Genomic DNA, 22,501 nt, shown 5'->3' on the forward strand with positions numbered 1-22,501 from the left:
CTATTCATCAATTCAATTTATTAAAATAAAAACAAATAAAACCTGAAGAAAAATCAATTTACTATGCATACATATAATTTTTTATCAAAAAATTGAAAAATTCATAAAAATACATATGCTCAAAAAAAAATTTGACAATAAAAAAAAGCGAGACCTAAATCTCGCTTATTTAACATATTTAATATTTTAAAATAGAATCTATTCTACTGTAACCGACTTCGCTAAGTTACGAGGTTGGTCAACATTACATCCTCTCATAACTGCAATGTAATACGAAAGCAATTGTAAAGGAATTGTTGTAACCAATGGCGATAATGCATCAGAAGTTTCTGGAATCTCGATTACATAATCTGCCAATTCGCGAACTTGAGTATCTCCTTTGGTAACTACAGCAATAATTTTACCGCTTCTTGATTTAATTTCCTGAATATTACTTACAATTTTATCGTAATGCCCTTGTTTTGGAGCAATAACAATAACTGGCATAAATTCATCAATTAAAGCAATCGGACCGTGTTTCATTTCTGCAGCTGGGTAACCTTCTGCATGAATGTATGAAATTTCTTTTAATTTCAATGCTCCTTCTAAAGCAACAGGGAAATTGTATCCTCTACCCAAATAAAGACAGTTTGGCGAATCTTTAAATGCAGCAGCAATTTCTTTTGCCTTATCATTAGTTTCTAATGCTTCTGAAACTTTATCTGGAATAATTTCCAATTCTTGAAGATACGTATGGAAATCTGTATTTGATAATGTTCCTTTAGCCTTTCCTAATTTCAAAGCAATCATTGTTAAAACAGTGATCTGAGTAGTAAATGCTTTTGTAGAAGCCACCCCGATCTCTGGCCCTGCGTGTGTATAAGCACCTGCATGACTTTCTCTAGAAATAGAAGAACCAACAACATTACAAACTCCAAATACAAACGCTCCGTTTTCTTTGGCCAATTTAATAGCCGCCATAGTATCTGCAGTTTCACCAGATTGTGAAATCGCAATAACCACGTCATCTTTATTGATAATTGGATTTCTGTACCTAAACTCAGAAGCATATTCTACTTCTACCGGGATACGTGTAAATTCCTCGAAGATATATTCTGCCACTAAACCTGCGTGCCATGATGTTCCGCACGCAACAATCAGGATTCTTTTTGCATTTAAGAATTTCTCTAGGTTGTCTTCAACTCCAGCCATCTGAACAATGCCTTCATTTGCATGAAGCCTTCCTCTGTACGTATCTTTAATTACACTTGGCTGTTCGTAGATTTCTTTAAGCATGAAATGATCATACCCGCCTTTTTCAATCTGCTCCAAGTTCATTTGAAGTTCCTGAATATAAGGATCTACTAAAGAGTCATCCTGAATTTTTCTAATTTTAATTGGCTTATGCAGTCTGATATTTGCCATTTCGCCATCTTCCAAATAAACTGCATTAGAAGTATATTCAATAAATGGCGAAGCATCAGAAGCAACAAAATACTCTCCTTCTCCAACTCCAATTGCCAACGGACTTCCTAATCTAGCTGCTACAAGTTCGTTTGGATTTTTTTTATCAAAAACAGCAATAGCATACGCCCCAACAACTTGATTCAATGCAATCTGAACAGCTTTACCTAACTTAATATTTTCTTTCTTTTGAACTTCTTCTATTAAATTAACTAAAACTTCAGTATCTGTATCCGATTTAAAAGTATAGCCTCTTTTGATAAGCTCCTCTTTTAAAGGCGCATAATTCTCTATAATTCCGTTATGGATAATTGCCAAATCTCCAGAATTAGAAAGATGAGGGTGTGAGTTCACATCATTAGGAACCCCATGAGTTGCCCAACGCGTGTGTCCAATTCCAATATTTCCGTTTGTCGTAAAACCTTCATTGGCTTTAGCTTCAAGATCAGAAACCTTACCTTTTGTTTTGCAAACTTTAATGCCCGACTCATCGTCATACAACATAACGCCGGCACTATCATATCCTCTGTACTCAAGACGCTTTAATCCTTTTATTACAATAGGATAAGCCTCTCGATGACCGATATATCCAACAATTCCACACATATATATTTATTAATTTGGTTTCGTGTAGTACACCTCCAGTTTCAATCTTTTATCTTCTGGAACAGAAGCTTTTCCTCCAAATAAGATTGTCCCCAAAGGATTCATAACTGATGTTCTTGGTGCTGCAGAAAAATATTCAATTGGATTATCTTTAATTTGAATCTTGTTCTTCAACGCATTAAATGTAAGCGTTGTTGCACTCTGAGAAACAACCAGTCCTAAATCAACATTTTTAGCCGTCGCATCCTTAATCAGATTACGAATATGGCCTGTGATTCTAACTTTATAACTCTTTCCTCTTTTATCAGACCCCACAGTAATCAATCCTCCATAAGTTGAAGAAGCATCTGTAGAATAATCTAATAAAACGGCGTTATTTGTCAAATCGTATAAAAAGATTCTATTTGGCTCTTCAGTGCCAACCATTTTATCAGCATCAATATAGAACACTAAATTTGCTTCGTTAACTTTCCAATTCTTAAGCACGACATTCTTTCTAATTTCATCCAATTGGTCCGGAACGCCATTTGCTCCACTAACAGGTACACCAGCAGAATCATAACTCAAAACATCCGTCTGATTAAAAAGCCTTACGACAGCTAAAGATCCTTGCCCTCCTTTTAGATAAAGCTTTTCGTCTCCTTCTGTTTTATTCACATTTGTGGTTATAGCACTTTCATAATCAGGATTTCTTACATCTTGAAGGAAATTGGCCGTGTTTGATGTTGTTGCAGAAAGACCTTTTAATGGCAACACTATTTGTTTCACTTCCCTATTCTCCGGATCATCTGCAGTAGAGGCAGTTTTAGCGGTATAATAAACTGTAATTTTACCCTCATTAAAATTTATCAGCGCCATATTGCTTGGGCTAGACCCTGATTTTTCAACATTAAAATACAGCCCCCTAAAATATTCCTGAAAAACATCTTCTGAAGAAAGTTTTGAAGCAGCAGCATTTAAAATTTTATCCTGAAAAAATTCTTTTTTAAGATGCAGCGTCATTTGAGGTTTTTTTCTTTCTGTTGTCACCACTTTTGTAGTAGGATCTGTAGTTTTTATAACCACTTCCTTTGCATCAAAAAAGAATTGATCATCTTTAAAAGTTCCATCTGCCGCTTTTTCATCATTCAAGCGATTTCCCACTTTATTGTTGAAAAAATCAGTATTTTGATCTGTATAATACAACTGAGGCAACTGGTTACCACCACTAAAATAACTATATCTCATCTGGATGCCAGACTCGTAAACGCTTAGTTTAAGTTTCCCGTTTTTATCACCATAAATAGAATCAAGCTCGTACGTATTATTCCCTTCTTTGTCAGTAGCGGTTATATGGCTATAATAAGGAATTTCAACTTTTACACTATCAACAACTGGAGCCTCACCAATTGTAGGACTATATGACGTAAGCCCTAGCTGAGTCACAAAGTTTGCCGTTGTAGTTCCAAAAAGCGGATTATTAAAAATACCAAGCGCATTTGGTGTCATATTATTTGACTGAATAGGAGTAACTTCTTGATTAAAAGCTAGAACATCGTATTTTTCAGATTCAAGTCCAAAGTGATCATCACCAACCAAACCATCACCAATTGCATTAAAATCTTTGTCACAAGAATATAGAAAAACAGCCATTAAAGCCAAAAGAGATTTCTTAAAAAAAGAAGTTTTATACATGTCTAATAATAAAATTAAAATTTAAAGTCCAAATGTTCTGTAGAAATTTGTATACGCATCTGCAAATCCATCTTTCCCGGCGAAAGGTAAAAAAGGTTTTCCTGAAGATTCTATAAATTTTGTTAAACTTGGAGAAACATTTTCTGATGCAATAATTACACCATCAGAATGTAAAATGCTAGCTTTTAAAACATTCTCGTAATTTGGAGTTTCTAAATCTGATACAGCTTCATGAGGAACGCCATCAAATTTAACTTTATTGATCATTTCTAAATCTAAATTTTCATCAAACGACTGTCCGTAAACAGAAGTGATAATTTTAGTTTCAGAAAACAATGCTTCATGTTTATAAAAATGCTTCATATAAATTGGAAGCATTGCTGCAAGCCAGCCGTGAACATGTATGATATCTGGAACCCAGTTTAATTTTTTAACGGTCTCTACAACACCTTTTGCAAAGAAAATGGCTCTCTCGTCATTATCTGGATATAAAGCACCTTCTTCATCTGTAAAAGTAGCTTTACGTTTGAAATATTCATCATTATCAATAAAATAAACCTGGATTCTTTCTTTCGGAATCGATGCTACTTTAATAATCAACGGCATATCTAAGTCATTCACTACCAAATTCATCCCTGAAAGTCTAATCACTTCATGCAATTGGTGTCTTCTCTCATTGATATTCCCATATCTAGGCATGAAAATTCTTATCTGGCCGCCTTGGTCATTAATCATTTTCGGAACGTCATAAGACATTAAAGAAACCTCATTTTCAGCCAAATATGGCACGACTTCAGATGATACATATAATATCCTCTTATCTTTCATAATAGTATTTTACTTAATTTTGGTAATAAAAACGTCGCAAAATTACAAAATTTTATGCAGTTTATAACTAATATATTATGTTTGCATAAATTTTAATAATACCTCAATGCATATTTTCTACAGTAAAGCAGCGTTGATAGCCTATCTTAAAACTATCAAAACCTCAAATTCAACCATCGGATTTGTACCTACAATGGGCGCTTTACACCAAGGCCATTTGGCTTTAATGCAACGTTCGCTAAAAGAAAACGATGACACCGTAGTGAGCATTTTTGTCAATCCAACACAATTTAATAACCCAGAAGATTTAGCAAAATATCCTAGGACACTAGAAGAAGATGTTAAGAAAATGCGTACATTAAGTGATAAAATCATTTTATATGCACCTTCTGTCGATGATATTTATGAAGGAAATACCGTTTCGCAGACTTTTGATTTTGATGGACTAGAAAACCAGATGGAAGGAAAATTCAGACCTGGTCATTTTAACGGCGTCGGAACGATTGTTAAGCGATTATTTGAAATCGTGACGCCAACAAACGCTTATTTTGGAGAAAAAGATTTCCAGCAGCTTCAAATCGTTAAAAAATTAGTCGAAAAAACAGAATTGCCGGTAAACATCGTTGGCTGTCCTATTTTTAGAGAAGAAAATCAGCTTGCCATGAGTTCTCGCAATGAACGTTTGACTTCTCAAGAAAGAAAAGATGCTTCGATTATTTTTAAAACTTTAACGGAGGCAAAAGAGATTTTTCAAAACCACAGTCCGCAAGAAACAATCGAATTTGTAGAAAATTCTTTCAAAGACAACAAGGAGTTTGAACTCGAGTATTTTGTTATTGCTGACGAATCTACACTTTTATCTATCGATCAGAAAGAGAATGATAAAAAATATCGCGCATTTATAGCGGTATTTGTTAATTCTATAAGACTGATAGACACCATTTCATTTAATTAATCTAACTTTGCAGCATGCAAATTCAAGTTATAAAATCAAAAATTCATCGCGTTAAAGTAACGGGAGCTGATTTAAATTATATTGGCAGCATTACTATTGATGAAACTCTACTAGAGGCTTCAAACATTATTGAAGGCGAAAAGGTATCTATTGTTAACATTAATAATGGCGAACGTTTTGAAACTTACGCTATTAAAGGTGAAAAAAATTCAGGCGAAATCACTTTAAACGGCCCTGCAGCAAGAAAAGTTCAGAAAGATGACATCATCATTATTATTTCTTACGCAACCTTAGATTTTGAAGAAGCTAAAACCTTCAAACCGTGGATTATTTTCCCTAATGAAAACGATAATTCACTAACTTAAATCAATTCTTTCTTTTTAAGAATTTACTGTCTTTGTCAAAAGTTATTTTTGCACAAAGCGCCTTTCTTTTGTCTTAACCCAAAATGGTTTTGACTCTAAAATGCTCTGCTTCAATTTTTACCCTACTTAGCAAAGAAGCAAATAAAATAGTATATTGCTACACTATTTTCAATACTTTTTTAATTTACTGAAATGCCACCAATCATGAAAAAAGTTTACCTACTACTTTTGATTTCGTTCTCGTCGTTTGCCCAAAAAACGTTCGATAACATTAAATCGGAAAAATTGGGAGAAGAGCGTAGAATTACGATCGGACTTCCAGCTTCTTACGAAGCCAACAAAGACAAAAAATATCCAGTTCTTTATTTATTGGATGGAGATTATTTATTCGATCCGTTTTCTGGAGCTGTAAGCTATGGAACTTATTGGGATGACATTCCAGAAATGATCATCATCGGAATTCATCAAAATAAAGATGAAGAACGCTATGATGACACCACAATAGATCAAAATGAAGGTCTTCCTTTTGAAAAAGGGGCCAAATTTTTTGAATTTATCGGAGCAGAATTAATTCCTTATATCGAAAAAAAATATCGCACTTCACCTTTCAGACTTATTGCAGGTCATGATGTAACAGCAAGTTTTGCCAATTTTTATTTGTATAAAGAAATTCCGCTTTTTAATGCCTACATCTGTTTGAGTCCAGAACTTGCGCCTAAGATGGAAGTGCGTATTGCGGAGAAGTTTGCTAAAATAAAAAGCCCAATTTTCTATTACCTTTCTGCGGGAGAAGGAGATATTAAGAAAATTAAAGAACCTATAGATAAATTGAACAGCAATATTAAAATTGCAAATAATCCGTTAGTGAATTATAAATACGATGTATTCAAAGGAGCAACACATTATACAGAAGTTCTGCATTCTATACCAAGTGCATTGTATCAAATTTTTGAAGTATACAGACCTATAAATTCTGCCGAATACAACGACAAGATTGCAGTTCTTCAAACAGGTTATGCTGAATATTTAGAAAAAAAATACGCTACAATGTCTGAAGTTTTAGGGGTTCAAATTCCTGTTAGAATGAGCGATTTTAAAGTAATGGAAAATCTTATTCTAAAAAGAAACGCCTACGATGAGCTAGGAAAAATGGCCGAAATTGGAAATGTAAATTATCCAAAAGCCATGTTAGGCGAATATGAATTGGGCTTGATGTACGAAAAAATGGGTGATCCTAAACACGCTTCAAAAAAATACCAGAATGCTTCGCAAATGGAGCCAATTGGAGATTTGAACAAGGACTTGATGTATGAGAAAATTGACGAAATGAATACACTTGCTAAAAAAAGTAAATAATGTCAAAAGTTAAAACTTCCTTTTTCTGCCAAAACTGCGGAACCCAATATGCCAAATGGCAAGGGCAATGCAACGCCTGCAAAGAATGGAATACGATTGCCGAAGAAATTATCCAAAAACAGGATAAAGTAGCTTGGAAAAGCGAGCCTACTCCAACAAGCAAAGCTCCAAAGCCTTTAAAAATTAACGAAATTGATTCTACCCAAGAAGTCCGAATGGATACTACCGACAGCGAATTGAATCGTGTTTTAGGGGGCGGACTCGTTCCAGGATCATTGACACTTTTGGGAGGCGAACCCGGCATCGGAAAAAGCACACTTTTACTTCAAGTTTCATTAAAGTTACCTTACAAAACATTATATGTTTCTGGAGAAGAAAGTCAGAAACAGATAAAAATGCGTGCAGAAAGAATTACACCGAACAGTGACAACTGTTATATTCTTACCGAAACCAAAACGCAGAACATTTTCAAACAGATTGAAACCATTCAGCCTGAAGTGGTCATTATTGACTCGATTCAGACTTTACACACCGATTATATCGAATCTACTGCGGGAAGTATTTCTCAGATTCGCGAAACAACCGCAGAATTGATCAAATTTGCCAAAGAAAGCAACATTCCTGTAATCTTGATTGGACATATTACCAAAGACGGAAATATCGCTGGACCAAAAATTCTAGAACATATGGTTGATACCGTTCTTCAGTTTGAAGGCGATAGAAATCATATTTATCGAATTTTGCGTTCGCTTAAAAACCGTTTTGGTTCTACATCAGAACTTGGAATTTATGAAATGCTCGGGAGCGGCTTGAGAGAAGTCAGCAATCCTTCAGAAATTCTGATTTCGCACAAAGACGAAGAACTTTCGGGAACAGCAATTGCCACAACGCTAGAGGGTATGCGCCCTTTGATGATCGAAATACAATCTCTTGTAAGCACAGCTGTTTACGGAACTCCTCAACGAAGCACAACAGGTTACAACGCCAAAAGGCTAAATATGATTTTGGCTGTTTTAGAAAAAAGAGCCGGATTTAGACTTGGCGCAAAAGACGTCTTCCTAAATGTAACGGGAGGAATTTCTGTTGATGATCCTGCTATTGACTTGGCCGTTGTTGCCGCAATTTTATCTTCGAACGAAGATATTCCGGTTGGAAAAGGTTTCTGTTTTGCGGGCGAAGTGGGGCTTTCTGGCGAAATTCGTCCTGTAAATCGCGTTGACCAGCGCATTCAGGAAGCTGAAAAATTAGGTTTTGATACCATCTTTGTTTCCAAATACAACAAAATTGCTTTAAAAAATACAGGAATCAAAATTGAACTTGTCGCAAAAATTGAAGATGTTGCAAGCATACTTTTTGGCTGATTTCATATTAGCCACGAATTACGCAAATTTGCACGATTTTTATTTTTTATTGAATTTTATTCGCCCGAAGCTTAATTCGAGAAATTAGTTTAATTCGCGGCAAAAAACCAAACACTATGAATATTCCAAAACAAAAAATATATAAAGCATTAAAAATACTCGGAATAATACTAGTATTGCTTTGCATCGCGCTTTACTACTTTCGCGATTCGCTCTTAAAACAAGCCATTGCAAAAGTAACCCATAAAATGGCGGTGCAATACAACAGCAACTTTTCTGTAGAATCGGCTTCGTTTGATGGCTTATCGACCATAAAATTGACAGATGTTGTTTTGGCTCCTATAAACGCTGACACGCTCGTAAAAGTAAAAAACGTAGAAACCAGCATCAGTTTAAGCAATCTGCTTATTGGAGATGTTCAGGTTGGCACTTTAAAAATTGATAATGGCTACATCCAATTAGTCAAAAAAGGCAAAAAACGAAATTTTGACGCTTTTCTAAAAAGAGATCGAGAAGAAACAGAATCTAATGAAAAACGCAAATATGCTTCGTTTGCCTACAGAATTATTTCTAAAGTATTGAATTTGGTTCCAACCGATATGGATTTGAAAAATTTCAAATTCAAAATCGATGACAACGGAAAACAAACCACTATTGATGTAGACAAACTGGTTTTGAGCAATAAACAATTAGAGACAAATCTTCACGTTCGAGCAAAAGATTTTGACCAGCGCTGGAACATTAAAGGATTTGCCGACCCAAGAAATAAAAAAGCCGATATTCGATTTTTCAATCTAGACACAGGCGCAATTCGAGTGCCTTATCTCGATGAACGCTATAACCTTAAAGCCAGTTTTGATTCTATTCGATTAAATCTTGAAAATATTGACAAAAGCGGCAGCGAACTTCATATTGACGGCTACACTTCAATTGCCAACCTTAAAATCAATCACCCAAAAATTGCCAGCAAAGATGTGGTCATAAAAAATGCACGTTTTGATTACCGATTTTTATTGGGCGATAGCTTTATCTCTATTGACAGCAGTTCGACAATGCAATTGAATAAGATCAAAGTTCGTCCATACGTTTCTTATGATACTGAAAAAGATACTGTTTATACTTTGAAAGTAAACATTCCGAAAATGAAAGCGCAGGATTTTATCGTTTCGCTTCCAGACGGATTATTTACACATTTTCAAGGAATGCAGGCCACTGGAAATTTTGATTACAAACTGGATTTCAAATTCAATAAAAACAAGCCAAACACTCTTGTTTTTGACAGCAAACTGAACAAAGAAGATTTACGAATCACCAAATACGGCGAAGCCGATCTGAATAAGCTAAATGGCGAGTTTGTTTATCGTGCGATTATTCAAAACGTATTGCAAAGACCTATTTTAGTTGGAAATGCAAATCCGAATTACACTCCTTTAGATCAGATTTCTCCTTATTTGAGAAAATGCGTTTTAACGACTGAAGATCCATCTTTCTTCTCACACCGCGGATTCATTAATGAAGCTTTCAAACAATCGATTCTAAAAAATATCAGAACCAAAAAATTCTCGCGCGGGGCTAGTACAATTAGTATGCAGCTGATTAAAAATGTCTTTTTAACTCGTGAAAAAACGCTTTCGCGAAAGCTCGAAGAAATATTATTGGTTTACATTTTAGAAAACAACCGAATTGTAAGCAAGGAAAGAATGCTGGAAGTGTATTTCAACATTATCGAATGGGGACCAAATGTTTACGGAATCGGAGAAGCAAGCCACTTCTATTTCCAAAAAAGTCCTTCGGCTTTAAATGTAGACGAATGCTTGTACTTAGCAACCATTATTCCGAAGCCGAGAAAATTCATGTATCAGTTTAATGATGAAGGCAATTTGAAAGATTACGCCATTAAAAACCAAAAATTCTTAAAGAATCTGATGTTTAGAAGAGGGCTTTTGGTTCCTGAGGATACAATTGGCTTATTGCCGGTTTACATTTCTGGAAATGCACGTTCGCTAATCAAAATTAAAGTCCCAGATTCAACAGCGATCAAAACAGATTCTCTGGCTGTTGATGATGAATTTGATTTATAAAGTGTTTTGCTACGAAGGCGCTAAGGCACGAAGTTTTTGTTTTTTAATCTCAATAGCGTCCAGCTTTAGCTGGATTGAATATATGCGTAAATATAAAAGAGCTTTAGCCAAACTTTACTAGTTTGGCTAAAGCCCTTTTCTTTGTCAATTTTATTCCCCTAGCTAAAGCTAGGGGCTATTGATAAAAAACTTTGTGCCTTAGCGCCTTCGTGGCAAAAAAAACTTAGCGTCTTAATAATAAGAAACTTAAGGCGCAGGATCTGGAATTATAGCCTGAACCGCATCAATTTCTGCCAAGATCTGTTTCGAAAGCCTAACATCAATCGTATCGATATTTTCTTTTAACTGCTCCATAGTTGTAGCGCCGATAATGGCACTTGTCAAGAATGGCTGCTGCAACACAAATCCCATTGCCAACTGCGTTAGCGTTAAACCGTGTTTTTTAGCGATTTCCTGATACAATTTTGTCGCTTGCGTACATTGTTCACTGCTGTAACGTTTATATTGCGGAAAAAGATTAATTCTCGCTTTCGGATGACTTTCTCCAGTTAAGAATTTGCCCGTTAAAACTCCAAAGGCTAATGGCGAATATCCCAACAATCCAACATTTTCATATTTTGAAACTTCTGCAGAATTCACTTCAAACAAACGATTCAATAAAGAATACGGATTTTGAACGGTTTTGATTCTTGGCAGATTATTGTATTTGCTTTCTTCCAAAAGACGCATCATTCCCCAAGCATTTTCATTTGAAACCCCAATGTGTTTGATTTTGCCTTCTTTGATTAGTCCGTCGAATGTTTCAAGAATTTCTCTGAAATTATCTTCCCAAACATCATCATGTCCATGAAAAGCGCGCTGGCCGAAATTATTGGTTTTTCTTTCTGGCCAATGCATTTGATACAAATCGATATAATCTGTTTGAAGCCTTTTTAAACTGTTTTCAACAGCATATTTAATGCTTGCTGGAGAAAAATCCAGTTTTTCGCGCATATAACCAAAATTCGGATTTGGACCTGCGATTTTAGAAGCCAAAACCACTTTATCTCTGTTTCCTGATTTCTTAAACCAAGTCCCGATAATTTTTTCAGTGCTTCCGTAAGTCGCTTCACTCGCTGGAACGGAATACATTTCGGCAGTATCAAAAAAATTAACTCCTCTTTCTAGGGCGTAATCCATTTGTTCGTGTCCTTCTGCTTCTGTGTTTTGCTGCCCGAAAGTCATTGTCCCGAGGCATATTTTACTAACTTTTATATCGGTGTTAGGTAATGTAGTGTATTTCATTTTTTTTATAGGTTCAAAGTTGCAAAGTCACAAAGGTACAAAGGGATTTTTCAAATTTAAATTTGTCAAAGGTTAAAAAAAGTACAAGATTTTTTGGTTCTCCTACAAGGTTTCTAAAATCTTGTAGGTTTGTTTTTTTATATTGAGATGAAATATTTATACCTACAAGGTTTTATAAACCTTGCAGAAAAAAAAAGGCTCAAAAATAAAATCTTTGAGCCTTTGTATCTTTGCGACTTTGAACCTTAATTTATACTATTAAGCATCTCCGCGATTTCATCTAATCTTGGTGTCAAGATAATTTCGATTCTACGGTTTTTAGCTTTTCCTTCTGGAGTTGCATTGCTCGCCAGAGGAGAAAACTCACTGCGTCCCGCTGCGGTTAATTTTTGTTTATTGATTTTTGGGTTTTCGCTTAAAATAGCTACGATTGCAGTTGCTCTTTTAGTCGATAAATCCCAGTTGTTTGCAATTGGTCCAGAACCCGCATACGGATCATCGTCTGTATGCCCTTCAATCAAAACAGAGAGATCTGGATTATCGCCTAGGACTTTTCCAAGTTCCACAACTGCTTTTCTTCCTTCTGCCCCTACAGCCCAGCTTCCTGAATTGAAAAGCAATTTATTTTCCATAGAAACATATACTTTTCCGTTTTTATGTTCTACTGTCAAACCTTTGCCTTCAAAACCAGTCAAAGCCTTAGACAAAGTTTCTTTCAATTTGCGCATTGCTTCTTCTTTGGCCGCAATCATATCTTCAAGTTCTTTCAAACGGTTTGCCGTTTTGTCTAGACGAGCCTGCTCCTCTGCAAGAGCTTTACCTTTTGCTTCCAATTGCGCCAGCAATTCACGATTTTTAGCCAAGTTTTTCTCCAATGCATCATTACTGTTTTTCTCCAATGCATTATAAGAATCTTGTAAAACCTTGTATTTATTTTGAGCCGCTGCTAAATCTGCTTTTTGTTTTGCCAAATCATCATTAGCATTTGCTAAATCTTTTGTCAGTTTATCACGATCGATTTCCAGCTGATTCTTCGCTTTCTTCAAATTTTCATTTTCATCAGCAATAGAACGGTTCTCTTTCTTTAAATCTGAATATTTGGTTTCTAAATCATTGTAAATTTTCTTAGAAACACATGACGTCGTGGATAAAGCTAGTGCTAATAATCCAATGGAGGCTTTTTTAATCATCTCTTTAATTGGTTTTTATTTTAGGCATTTAATAATTTTTAAGTTTTTAAAATGCACTGCCAATGGCAATATCAATTTTGAAACTAAAACTTTTCAGCAAGAACAATACCAAAAATTAATCGATCTCGACTAAAATAGGACAATGATCTGAATGCATAGCGTCTGGAAGTATAACAGCTCTTTTTAGTCTGCTTTCTAACACATTGCTCACCAAATTGTAATCGATACGCCAGCCTTTATTATTTCCTCTTGCTCCTGCGCGGTAACTCCACCAAGAATAATGGTGCGGTTCTTTGTTGAAATGACGGAAACTATCAATAAACCCAGACTTCATAAATGCATCTAGCCAAGCGCGTTCTGCCGGAAGAAAACCAGAAACGGTTTTATTGCGAACCGGATCATGAATGTCTATCGCTTCGTGACAAATATTATAATCTCCGCAGATAATTAGATTTGGAATCGTAAGTTTCAATTCGTTAATGTAATTCTGAAAATCATCCATAAACATGAATTTATGATCCAGTCTTTCAATGTTTGTACCAGATGGAAGATACAGACTCATTACAGAAACATCATCAAAATCGGCACGAAGATTTCTGCCTTCAAAATCCATATGGTGAATTCCTGTTCCGTAAACAATATTATTCGGTTTCGTTTTAGAAAGAATCGCTACTCCACTGTACCCTTTTTTGGTTGCAGGATAGTAATATTGAAACGGATAGCCGGCTGCCGTAATATCATCAACTGGAATTTGATCTTGTGTCGCTTTTATTTCCTGAAGGCATATTACATCAGGATTTGCTTGTTGCAGCCACTCGATAAACCCTTTGTTTATTGCCGCTCTAATTCCGTTTACATTATAAGAAATTATTTTCATCAGTGATTTTTTTAGGATTCCAAATGTAATAAAAAAGTGCAAAGTTTGTCTTGGAAACAGCGAAAAGTAGACTTTTTTGTTATCTTTGTTCGCTGTTCTAATAAATTAAAAGTAGTACATGGGTTTAGTTACCGCGAAAGAAGTTGCAAAAGCAATAAATGTTGAAAAGTACGGAGTTTTCGGTACCTTTTCTGGCTGGATTCTTATGAAGGTTCTTAAGATCTCGACCCTTAATAAAATTTACGATCGCAATAAACATTTGGAAGACCTTGACTTTTTGAATGGAATTTTGGACGAAATGGAAATTAAGTTCGAAATCCCAGAAGAAGATTTAAAGCGTCTGCCAAAAGATGGTGCGTACATTACCATTTCTAATCATCCGCTTGGAGGAATTGACGGAATTTTGCTTTTGAAACTGATGCTTGAAAGAGAGCCAAATTTCAAAATCATTGCCAATTTCTTATTACATAGAATTGTTCCGATGAAAAAATACATTATGCCGGTTAATCCTTTTGAAAACCATAAGGATGCAAAATCGAGCGTAATTGGCATTAAAGAAACTTTACGCCATTTGAGTGACGGCAAGCCTTTAGGAATTTTTCCTGCAGGTGAAGTTTCGACTTACAAAGACGGTAAATTAGTAGTAGACAAACCTTGGGAAGAAGGTGCTCTGAAATTGATCAGAAAAGCTAAAGTTCCTGTTGTTCCCATTTACTTTCATGCCAAAAACAGTAAATTATTCTACTGGCTTTCTAAGATTGACGACACTTTGCGCACTGCAAAACTTCCGTCTGAATTGCTTACGCAGAAAGATCGTGTAATTAAAGTTCGTATCGGAAAACCAATCTCTGTAAGTGAACAGAACGAAATTGAATCTTTTGAAGAATATTCAGAATTCTTAAGAAAGAAAACCTATATGCTTGCCAATCCGTTTGAGAAAGACACCAAACTGATCGATACAGCGAGCTTAAAAATACCTAAAGCTCCTAAGAAAATAGTTACTCCTGCAAACGAGTCAAAACTAATAGACGAAGTTCAAGCATTGCGTGACAGCGACAGCCGATTTTTACAGAGCAAAAACTATGAGGTTTTCTTTGCAAGTGCAAAAGAAATTCCGAACATTTTGCACGAAATAGGCCGTTTGCGCGAAATCACGTTCCGTGAAGTTGGCGAGGGAACAAACGAATCTATTGATATTGACGAATACGATCAGTACTATCACCATATGTTTTTATGGGACGATGAAACTAAAAAGATCGCAGGGGCATACCGTATGGGATTAGGTTCTGAAATTTATCCAAAATACGGAATTGAAGGCTTTTACCTGACCGATCTTTTCAGATTCGAACCAGAACTGCATGATATGATGCACAAGTCGATCGAAATGGGGCGCGCTTTTATCGTGAAAGAATATCAGCAAAAACCGATGCCTTTATTCTTGTTGTGGAAAGGTATTATCCATACTACTTTGCGTCATCCTGAACACAAATATTTGGTTGGAGGCGTAAGCATCAGCAATCAGTTTTCAGATTTCTCTAAATCATTGATGATTGAGTTTATGAAATCTAACTATTACGACCCATATATTGCGCAATACATACACCCGAAAAAGGCTTACAAAGTAAAACTGAAAGATGCCGATAAAGATTTCATTTTTGACGAAGCAGAGTCTGATTTGAATAAGTTTGATAAAATCATTGACGAATTGGAACCTGGAAACTTACGTCTGCCAGTTTTAATTAAGAAATACATCAAGCAGAATGCGCGAGTGGTCGCTTTCAACGTTGACCCGTTATTCAACAATGCCATTGATGGTTTAATGTACATTCGAATTGCAGACATTCCAGAAAGCACGATGAAACCCGTAATTGAAGAGTTTCAGATTGAACTGGAAAAGAAATTATCTGAGAAAGAAGATTAATAATTAATACAAAGCATAAGCCGTTTCAAAATTTGAAACGGCTTTTTTTATGGCATCAAAATGCCTTTTTAAGCAAAAAAAATCCCATTCATCTCTGAACGGGATTTAACATCTAAATATATTTTTCTTTTAGAACCAGCCTTTTTTACCAACTTGGTATGTTTGGTAAAACTCTTCGTCTGATTTTGTCAAGTAGATAATTCCTTCAATGAATCCGATAATACTTCCAATTCCGCAAGTAACTACACTAATTACGATTTGTATAATTCCTTCTTGAGTATAACCTAAGACAAATTTATGAATCCCTAAAGATCCAAAAAGAATACCCATAAGTCCTGCTAATACTTTTTTGTTCTCCTGTTTTGGCTGAGAAGGAGTATTCCAGCTTTCTGGTTTTGTAGTTTCCATTTTTTATATTATTTAGTTAATTATTAATTCCTATTTCATCAATTTCTTCAATCGTACTTTTAGGATCTGGACCGTAATAGTTTTCTCCCTGTTCTCCTTCAGTAGCCAATAAAACCAAAAACCAGATAGGACCTACTAGCGGAATGCAAGAAATTAAAATATTCCAACCGCTTTTGCCTAAATCATGCATTCTTCGCACCGTTACTGCTAACGAAGGGATTATAGAAGCAATCGCATAAAGAACAAACAATCCTATTGCAATTGGAAGACCTAAAGTTACGCCTCCAAGTATTGAAGCTATGACCGCTAAAAAAATAAATACAAAAAAGATTAATGTTGTTGCAAGACGGAAATACCAATACTCACTTCTTCTAGCCCTGCCGCTAAAATTTGCATAGTTCTCAAACATGGCAATTTTATACCATTCAATCATATTTAGGATAATTTATTCTTACACCTACTCTTAGGATTTTCGGTTTTCTCCAAACTTCAAAAACAGAACCTATTTAGACTCATTCTTTTAAAATTCGGAGACAATATTATTAAAAATTAACAAATAAAGCTAATCTCACTAAATAAAATTTACAAGAAAAAACTCGTTATTAAATCCTAAAGGCTGTAGCCTAGATTTTACCGTACACAGCTTTAATTTTATCTACAATTACTTGTGCCAGACGCTCATGACTTTCAAAAGTCCAACCTGCAATATGAGGCGTCAGCAAGACATTTTTGGCCTCCATAAGATATTGAAGCGCTTCTGGCGTATTATTTTCCTGGAATAAAGTCTCAAACGAAAGTTTTTCATATTCCAAAACATCCAAACCTGCTCCTAGCACTTTTTTCTCTTTCATGGCTTCAACCAAATCTGCTGTAACGATGTTTTTACCACGAGAAGTATTGATGATCCAAAATGGCTTTTTAAACGCATTTATAAAGCTTTTGTTAACCATTTTATCCGTTTCTGGTGTCCAAGGAAGGTGAAGGCTTAAAACATCTGTTTTTTCGCGTAATTCTTCCAACGAAACTTGTCTCGCATTTTCATCACCAACATTGTCCAAAATATCATAGCATAAAACTTCTGTGTCAAAACCTCTCAGTTTTTTAGCAAAAGCTTTTCCCATGTTTCCGTAGCCAATGATTCCAACTGTTTTTAAATCCAATTCATGACCGCGATTGCTTTCACGATTCCAATGCCCTGCTTTCACTTCTGCATCAGCTTGATTCAGATTATTAAAGAGAGATAAAATTACGCCAAGCGAATGTTCTGCAACAGCATTGCGATTTCCCTCAGGAGCGGCAATCAGGTGAATTCCCCTTGCAGAAGCATACTCACAATCAATACTTTCAAGGCCTGCGCCAACCCTTGCAATAAATTGCAACTTTGTTGCTTTATCCAAAAAAGCCTTATCAATCTTGAATCTGCTTCGAATTACGATACCATTATACTCTTGAATTTTTGCTTCTATCTCTTCTTTTGAAGATTTAAAATCGGCGTGGTTTTCAAAACCGGCTTCTTCCAATTGATTCCAAAGAATTGGATTATTACTATCGATATGAAGAATTTTTACACTCATTTTTAATTGAATTTTTATACAAACAAAAATACGGTTAATTTAATCTCGCAAAGTCACAAAGCCGCAAAGTTTTTCTTATTGCAATAAACTTTGAATCACTGAATCTTTACGCCTTTGCTCCTAAACTTTTTATTGCGGAGATTTTTTTTTAACTTTGAAAGAATAAGGATTCCAGAATCCATCATATCAATCTCCAGAAAATTTTCCCTAATGAAACTTACCAAGACTTTTAAAGCCTTTTTTGAAAACGAAAAATCGGGAGGAATTATCTTGCTCTTTGTCACGATTTTATCTCTCTATCTAGCCAACTCTTCTTTTCATATTCCGTATGTTGCTTTTTGGGAAAAAGAAATTTCGGGACATTCTCTAACGCATTGGATCAATGACGGATTGATGACTATTTTCTTCCTTTTGATCGGATTGGAGCTGGAACGCGAAATTTATCATGGTGAATTATCCAATATTAAGAATGCTTCTCTGCCAATTATGGCAGCTTTTGGAGGAATGCTGGTTCCGGCCGCAATTTTTTTGGCTTTAAATTACGGAACAACCACACAAAACGGAGCAGGAATTCCTATGGCAACTGATATTGCTTTTGCAATCGGAATTTTATCGCTTCTCGGAAACAAAGTTCCGACTTCGTTAAAAGTGTTTTTAACTGCTTTGGCTGTTATTGACGATTTGGGCGCTATAATTGTTATTGCCGTTTTTTACACCACATCAATCTCTTTTCTGAATCTTGGAATTGCTCTCGGAATTTGGGGTCTTTTATTTGTGTTAAACCGAATGAAAATCCACAATCTGATTCCATATCTTATTGGTGGAGCAATAATGTGGTATTTTATGCTTAATTCTGGTGTTCATGCAACCATTACGGGAGTGATTTTGGCATTTGTAATTCCGTTTGGCGATGGTGGAGAAAAAACTTCATCATATCGATTACAGCATTTTTTACACCAGCCGGTTGCTTTTTTTATACTGCCTTTGTTTGCAATAGCCAATACTGCTATAACAATTACCGAAAACTGGCACGAAGGTCTTGATCATGTCAATACGTACGGAATTATTCTGGGTCTTGTAGTTGGAAAGCCGCTTGGAATTTTACTTTTTTCTTCTGTTGGTGTCACCTCAGGTTTATGCATTTTGCCTAAAAATTTAAAGTGGTCGCACATTCTGGGTGCGGGAATGCTGGGCGGAATAGGTTTCACCATGTCAATTTTTATTACGGTTCTTGCTTTCAAAAATCCTGAAATTGTTGTTTTTTCTAAAATCGCGATTCTAATCGCTTCTTTCTTAGCCGGGCTTTTGGGATTTGTGTATTTAAAATATACTCTGAATAAAAAAACTAGCAAAAAATGACCAGCAATTACAGATTAGCCATTATGCCTGTTCCTGTTTGGACTGACTTTCGCTCAGACTGACAATCGTTAAACTGCAAAAAAAATTCCAATCTTCCCGAAAACTCAGGATAAAATTGGAATTTGTAATTTAAAATATTGAATATTAATAGATCTAACCTTTGATTTGTTTCAAAGAAGTTTTGATTCCTTTAATTAATGATGAACTGAAACCATTGTGCTCCATTTCATTTAAACCAACGATTGTACAGCCTTGCGGTGTTGTTACACGGTCGATTAATTGTTCTGGGTGCACTCGTTCTTCCAGAAGCATTTTTGCCGCTCCTTTTACCGTTTGAGCCGCAATTGCTAAAGCCGTGTTAGAATCAAATCCAATTTCGATTCCTGCTTGCATAGACGCACGAATGTAACGCAATGCATACGCCGTTCCGCACGCGCCCAAAACTGTCGCTGCATCCATTAATTTTTCGTCGATTACAGGAGCTGTTCCTAAATCTTGAAATAGATCAACAACCGGCGAGGCATTTTCTTTGTATTTTTCTGGGAAGGAAATACAAGTTGCCGATTCTCCAAACTGCGCAGCAATATTTGGCATAATGCGCACTACAGGGTATTCAAAATTAGTTTTAGACTGAAGCATATCCAAAGACAATCCGCTAACAGCTGAAGCAATTGTTTTGTTTTGGATAACGGGCAGAATTTCGGCCAAAACCGTATCTACCTGATAAGGTTTAATGGTTAAGATTACAACATCAGCTTCTTGAATGTTGTGTTTATTATCGTTAGAAACCGTAATTCCGTATTCTGATAAATATTGAATACTTGCAGTGTTTCTCCTTGTGACAGTAACTTGGTTGTTTTTCGAGAATTTAGCAATTCCCAAGGCAATAGAAACCCCAAGGTTTCCTCCTCCAATAATGTGTACTTTCATTTTGGTTCGCTTTAAAATATTTCTGGTTGGTAAACAGCATTTTCCGTCTGCAAATTACGCAGATTTTAGAGATTTTAAATCACTGCAAACGGCTAATTTGTGGCAAAAATCTAGAATCCAAGAATCAGGTTTGCCACTCCAAAGTAGAGCATAATTCCGAATACGTCGTTGGTCGTTGTAATAAACGGGCCGGTCGCGATTGCGGGATCGATTTTATTTTTGTTCAAGAAAAGCGGGACTAAAGTTCCTAAAGTTGCTGCAAAAAGAATTACCACAATCATCGAAATTGAAATCGCAAATCCTACTAAATACTGCTGATACATAATAGAATGATACCCTAATAAAAGCAGCGAAATGATGCTTCCAGAAATCATCGAAACGGTAATTTCTTTGGTAAAATAACCACGGCTGAAATCTTTTAAAGTTCCATTGGCCAAACCTTGCACAACGATTGCCGAAGCTTGAACCCCAATATTTCCTGCAGTAGCAGAAAGCAATGGCACAAATATGATTAAAGTAGAATATTTTTGAAAAGTGCTTTCGTTTCCTTTTAAAACAAATGATGCTACAATTTCGATCACCATTCCTATCAAAAGCCAAGGCAGGCGCGCTTTTGTCAGTTCGTAAACACTGTCATTCGATTCAACGTCTTGCGTAATACCGGCTGCTAACTGGTAATCTTTATCAGCTTCTTCCTTGATTACGTCTACGATATCGTCGATGGTAATTCTTCCCACCAATCGGCCTAACTCATCAACTACCGGAATAGCTTCTAAGTCGTATTTCTGCATGATACGAGCTACCTCAACGTCTTCGGTATCAACTTTTACAAAATTTAATTTTCGGATATAAACGTCGCCAATTTGCGTTTTGGTCGAAGAAGTCAATAAATCTTTAAGCGATAATCTGCCTTTTAATCGGTTTTCATCGTCTACTACGTAAATTGAATGTACTCTAGAAACATTTTCTGCCTGAATTCGCATTTCTTTCACGCAGGTTAAGACAGTCCAATTTTCATTCACTTTTACAAGCTCTTTTCCCATCAAACCACCAGCAGTGTTTTCGTCGTAGCGCAAAAGATCAACAATGTCTTTAGCGTGTTCAACGTCGACAAGCTCAGAGATTACCTCTGCTTTTATTTCCTGCGAAAGTTCGGCGATAATGTCGGCAGCGTCATTGGTTTCAAGCTCATCAAGCTCTTCTGCAATTTCTTTTGGCGAAAGGCGGCTTAAGATGTTTTCACGCAGATCTTCTTCCAGTTCCAGAAGAATTTCTGCCGTTTTATCACTATCTAGAACCTTAAAGATGTAGGTTGCCTCATCGAAATCTAATTCGTCTAAAATTTCGGCAATATCGGCATGATGCAGATCATTAAGCAAAACTTCCAGTTCACTGTCGTTTTTCTTATTGATTAGCTCCTCTAACTGATGTATAAATTCTTTACTAACTTTGAACTCCATTGGCTTCTATTTTTAGAGTTAGTTCAATAAATTCATCTACGCTAAGCTGCTCCGGACGTTTATCAAAGATAGTGTCTTCTCGCAAATTGTCTGATAAATTTAATGTTTTCAAACTGTTACGTAATGTTTTTCGTCTCTGCTGAAAAGCGGTTTTTACAACTGTAAAAAACAACTTTTCGCTGCAAGGAAGACTGTAATCTTCCTTTCGGGTCATTCTCATCACACCCGACTTCACCTTGGGCGGAGGAATAAAAACGTTTTCATTAACCGTAAACAGGTACTCTGTATCATAGAAAGCCTGAGCTAAAACTGATAATATTCCGTACGTTTTTGAGCCTTTCTTTTCGCAGATGCGTTCGGCTACTTCCTTTTGAAACATTCCTGAAAATTCTGGAATCTGGTCTCTAAGCTCTAATGTCCTAAAAACAATCTGAGAAGAAATATTGTACGGAAAGTTGCCAATTATGGCAAACTGTTTATTGTGGTAAACTTCATTTATATTATACTTCAGGAAATCCTGAGAGATAATCTTGTCTTTTAATTTCGGATAATTGGCATCCAGATACGCTACCGATTCGGTATCGATTTCAATAACGTGCGTGTTGATTGGTTTTTCAAGCAAATACTTAGTTAGCACACCCATCCCTGGTCCTATTTCTAAAACCTCATCATATCCTTTAAAGGTCAAAGTGTCTGCAATAGCTTTTGCGATACTTTCATCTTTAAGAAAGTGCTGTCCTAAATGTTTTTTTGCTTTTACTTTTTCCATTTCATTTCTTGTTTGCCACGAGGCTGCAAAAGTATTCTTTTTGTTGCAAAGGCACTAAGC

19 protein-coding genes are annotated in these 22,501 nt (G+C 35.8%); 7 read left to right on the forward strand and 12 right to left on the reverse strand.

The window, feature by feature from the left end; genetic code table 11:
* Nucleotides 1-198: 198 nt before the first annotated feature.
* From glmS to N4T20_RS04045, 3 genes are read right to left on the reverse strand one after another with little or no spacing between them, the layout of a single operon-like run.
* Entirely contained in the window at nt 199-2,049 is a 1,851-nt protein-coding gene (gene glmS / locus N4T20_RS04035; RefSeq protein WP_260671822.1) for a glutamine--fructose-6-phosphate transaminase (isomerizing), read from the reverse strand.
* 9 nt (nt 2,050-2,058) lie between these two features.
* A complete protein-coding gene (locus N4T20_RS04040; protein ID WP_260671823.1) occupies nt 2,059-3,723 on the reverse strand; it encodes a DUF4270 domain-containing protein in 1,665 nt (554 codons plus the stop codon).
* 21 nt (nt 3,724-3,744) lie between these two features.
* On the reverse strand, nt 3,745-4,551 hold the full coding sequence (locus N4T20_RS04045) for a glycogen/starch synthase (RefSeq protein WP_260671824.1): 807 nt from the start codon (nt 4,549-4,551) through the stop codon (nt 3,745-3,747).
* Nucleotides 4,552-4,657: 106 nt separating this feature from the next.
* On the opposite strand from N4T20_RS04045, the gene panC reads away from it, so the two are divergent.
* The 5 genes from panC to N4T20_RS04070 all read left to right on the forward strand — a co-directional run bounded on the left by panC (nt 4,658) and on the right by N4T20_RS04070 (nt 10,669).
* Nucleotides 4,658-5,506 carry a pantoate--beta-alanine ligase gene (gene panC, locus N4T20_RS04050; protein ID WP_260671825.1) on the forward strand — a complete coding sequence of 283 codons (849 nt, stop codon included), beginning with the start codon at nt 4,658-4,660 and terminating at the stop codon, nt 5,504-5,506.
* Nucleotides 5,507-5,520: 14 nt separating this feature from the next.
* Nucleotides 5,521-5,871 carry an aspartate 1-decarboxylase gene (panD, locus tag N4T20_RS04055; RefSeq protein ID WP_008465481.1) on the forward strand — a complete coding sequence of 117 codons (351 nt, stop codon included), beginning with the start codon at nt 5,521-5,523 and terminating at the stop codon, nt 5,869-5,871.
* Between the two features lie 204 nt (nt 5,872-6,075).
* On the forward strand, nt 6,076-7,227 hold the full coding sequence (locus N4T20_RS04060; RefSeq protein WP_260671826.1) for an alpha/beta hydrolase: 1,152 nt from the start codon (nt 6,076-6,078) through the stop codon (nt 7,225-7,227).
* Nucleotides 7,227-8,588, forward strand: a complete 1,362-nt coding sequence (radA, locus tag N4T20_RS04065) for a DNA repair protein RadA (protein WP_095930311.1) — start codon at nt 7,227-7,229, stop codon at nt 8,586-8,588. The genes N4T20_RS04060 and radA overlap by 1 nt, the downstream gene beginning before the upstream one ends.
* A gap of 116 nt (nt 8,589-8,704) precedes the next feature.
* Complete coding sequence (locus N4T20_RS04070) at nt 8,705-10,669, forward strand: transglycosylase domain-containing protein (RefSeq protein WP_260671827.1); 1,965 nt, start codon at nt 8,705-8,707, stop codon at nt 10,667-10,669.
* A gap of 246 nt (nt 10,670-10,915) precedes the next feature.
* Here the strand turns inward: N4T20_RS04070 and N4T20_RS04075 are convergent, their stop codons facing one another.
* The 3 genes from N4T20_RS04075 to N4T20_RS04085 all read right to left on the reverse strand — a co-directional run bounded on the left by N4T20_RS04075 (nt 10,916) and on the right by N4T20_RS04085 (nt 14,020).
* The gene (locus tag N4T20_RS04075; protein WP_260671828.1) at nt 10,916-11,953 is read right to left on the reverse strand and encodes an aldo/keto reductase; all 1,038 of its coding nucleotides are present in this window, start codon (nt 11,951-11,953) and stop codon (nt 10,916-10,918) included.
* A 245-nt stretch (nt 11,954-12,198) separates the two neighbouring features.
* The gene (locus N4T20_RS04080) at nt 12,199-13,143 is read right to left on the reverse strand and encodes a flagellar motor protein MotB (RefSeq protein ID WP_260671829.1); all 945 of its coding nucleotides are present in this window, start codon (nt 13,141-13,143) and stop codon (nt 12,199-12,201) included.
* 115 nt (nt 13,144-13,258) lie between these two features.
* The gene (locus N4T20_RS04085) at nt 13,259-14,020 is read right to left on the reverse strand and encodes an exodeoxyribonuclease III (RefSeq protein WP_260671830.1); all 762 of its coding nucleotides are present in this window, start codon (nt 14,018-14,020) and stop codon (nt 13,259-13,261) included.
* Between the two features lie 118 nt (nt 14,021-14,138).
* On the opposite strand from N4T20_RS04085, the gene N4T20_RS04090 reads away from it, so the two are divergent.
* A complete protein-coding gene (locus tag N4T20_RS04090) occupies nt 14,139-15,941 on the forward strand; it encodes a lysophospholipid acyltransferase family protein (protein WP_260671831.1) in 1,803 nt (600 codons plus the stop codon).
* 129 nt (nt 15,942-16,070) lie between these two features.
* Here the strand turns inward: N4T20_RS04090 and N4T20_RS04095 are convergent, their stop codons facing one another.
* The 3 genes from N4T20_RS04095 to N4T20_RS04105 form a co-directional block, all read right to left on the reverse strand.
* The gene (locus N4T20_RS04095) at nt 16,071-16,349 is read right to left on the reverse strand and encodes a TM2 domain-containing protein (RefSeq protein WP_260671832.1); all 279 of its coding nucleotides are present in this window, start codon (nt 16,347-16,349) and stop codon (nt 16,071-16,073) included.
* Nucleotides 16,350-16,365: 16 nt separating this feature from the next.
* Nucleotides 16,366-16,782 carry a DUF805 domain-containing protein gene (locus N4T20_RS04100; RefSeq protein WP_260671833.1) on the reverse strand — a complete coding sequence of 139 codons (417 nt, stop codon included), beginning with the start codon at nt 16,780-16,782 and terminating at the stop codon, nt 16,366-16,368.
* 190 nt (nt 16,783-16,972) lie between these two features.
* Nucleotides 16,973-17,923, reverse strand: coding sequence for a 2-hydroxyacid dehydrogenase (locus N4T20_RS04105; protein WP_260671834.1), 951 nt, complete (start codon nt 17,921-17,923; stop codon nt 16,973-16,975).
* A gap of 210 nt (nt 17,924-18,133) precedes the next feature.
* On the opposite strand from N4T20_RS04105, the gene nhaA reads away from it, so the two are divergent.
* The gene (gene nhaA / locus N4T20_RS04110) at nt 18,134-19,282 is read left to right on the forward strand and encodes a Na+/H+ antiporter NhaA (RefSeq protein WP_260671835.1); all 1,149 of its coding nucleotides are present in this window, start codon (nt 18,134-18,136) and stop codon (nt 19,280-19,282) included.
* 153 nt (nt 19,283-19,435) lie between these two features.
* Here nhaA and proC read toward each other — a convergent pair whose 3' ends face one another.
* From proC to rsmA, 3 genes are all read right to left on the reverse strand, one after another.
* Entirely contained in the window at nt 19,436-20,212 is a 777-nt protein-coding gene (gene proC / locus N4T20_RS04115; protein WP_260671836.1) for a pyrroline-5-carboxylate reductase, read from the reverse strand.
* Nucleotides 20,213-20,322: 110 nt separating this feature from the next.
* On the reverse strand, nt 20,323-21,672 hold the full coding sequence (mgtE, locus tag N4T20_RS04120; RefSeq protein WP_260671837.1) for a magnesium transporter: 1,350 nt from the start codon (nt 21,670-21,672) through the stop codon (nt 20,323-20,325).
* Nucleotides 21,656-22,441, reverse strand: coding sequence for a 16S rRNA (adenine(1518)-N(6)/adenine(1519)-N(6))-dimethyltransferase RsmA (rsmA, locus tag N4T20_RS04125; protein WP_260671838.1), 786 nt, complete (start codon nt 22,439-22,441; stop codon nt 21,656-21,658). Before rsmA ends, mgtE begins: the two co-directional genes overlap by 17 nt.
* Nucleotides 22,442-22,501: the final 60 nt, after the last annotated feature.

Origin of the sequence: Flavobacterium sp. TR2 (genome assembly GCF_025252405.1) — a bacterium.
Lineage (GTDB): Bacteria > Bacteroidota > Bacteroidia > Flavobacteriales > Flavobacteriaceae > Flavobacterium.

Coding starts and splice junctions, on each gene's coding strand:
- rsmA (WP_260671838.1), bottom strand. CDS start 22,441: ATGGAAAAAGTAAAAGCAAAAAAACATTTAGGACAGCACTTTCTTAAA.
- N4T20_RS04045 (WP_260671824.1), bottom strand. CDS start 4,551: ATGAAAGATAAGAGGATATTATATGTATCATCTGAAGTCGTGCCATAT.
- N4T20_RS04095 (WP_260671832.1), bottom strand. CDS start 16,349: ATGGAAACTACAAAACCAGAAAGCTGGAATACTCCTTCTCAGCCAAAA.
- N4T20_RS04060 (WP_260671826.1), top strand. CDS start 6,076: ATGAAAAAAGTTTACCTACTACTTTTGATTTCGTTCTCGTCGTTTGCC.
- mgtE (WP_260671837.1), bottom strand. CDS start 21,672: ATGGAGTTCAAAGTTAGTAAAGAATTTATACATCAGTTAGAGGAGCTA.
- panC (WP_260671825.1), top strand. CDS start 4,658: ATGCATATTTTCTACAGTAAAGCAGCGTTGATAGCCTATCTTAAAACT.
- N4T20_RS04075 (WP_260671828.1), bottom strand. CDS start 11,953: ATGAAATACACTACATTACCTAACACCGATATAAAAGTTAGTAAAATA.
- N4T20_RS04040 (WP_260671823.1), bottom strand. CDS start 3,723: ATGTATAAAACTTCTTTTTTTAAGAAATCTCTTTTGGCTTTAATGGCT.
- glmS (WP_260671822.1), bottom strand. CDS start 2,049: ATGTGTGGAATTGTTGGATATATCGGTCATCGAGAGGCTTATCCTATT.
- proC (WP_260671836.1), bottom strand. CDS start 20,212: ATGAAAGTACACATTATTGGAGGAGGAAACCTTGGGGTTTCTATTGCC.
- N4T20_RS04080 (WP_260671829.1), bottom strand. CDS start 13,143: ATGATTAAAAAAGCCTCCATTGGATTATTAGCACTAGCTTTATCCACG.
- panD (WP_008465481.1), top strand. CDS start 5,521: ATGCAAATTCAAGTTATAAAATCAAAAATTCATCGCGTTAAAGTAACG.
- N4T20_RS04090 (WP_260671831.1), top strand. CDS start 14,139: ATGGGTTTAGTTACCGCGAAAGAAGTTGCAAAAGCAATAAATGTTGAA.
- N4T20_RS04070 (WP_260671827.1), top strand. CDS start 8,705: ATGAATATTCCAAAACAAAAAATATATAAAGCATTAAAAATACTCGGA.
- N4T20_RS04100 (WP_260671833.1), bottom strand. CDS start 16,782: ATGATTGAATGGTATAAAATTGCCATGTTTGAGAACTATGCAAATTTT.
- N4T20_RS04105 (WP_260671834.1), bottom strand. CDS start 17,923: ATGAGTGTAAAAATTCTTCATATCGATAGTAATAATCCAATTCTTTGG.
- radA (WP_095930311.1), top strand. CDS start 7,227: ATGTCAAAAGTTAAAACTTCCTTTTTCTGCCAAAACTGCGGAACCCAA.
- nhaA (WP_260671835.1), top strand. CDS start 18,134: ATGAAACTTACCAAGACTTTTAAAGCCTTTTTTGAAAACGAAAAATCG.
- N4T20_RS04085 (WP_260671830.1), bottom strand. CDS start 14,020: ATGAAAATAATTTCTTATAATGTAAACGGAATTAGAGCGGCAATAAAC.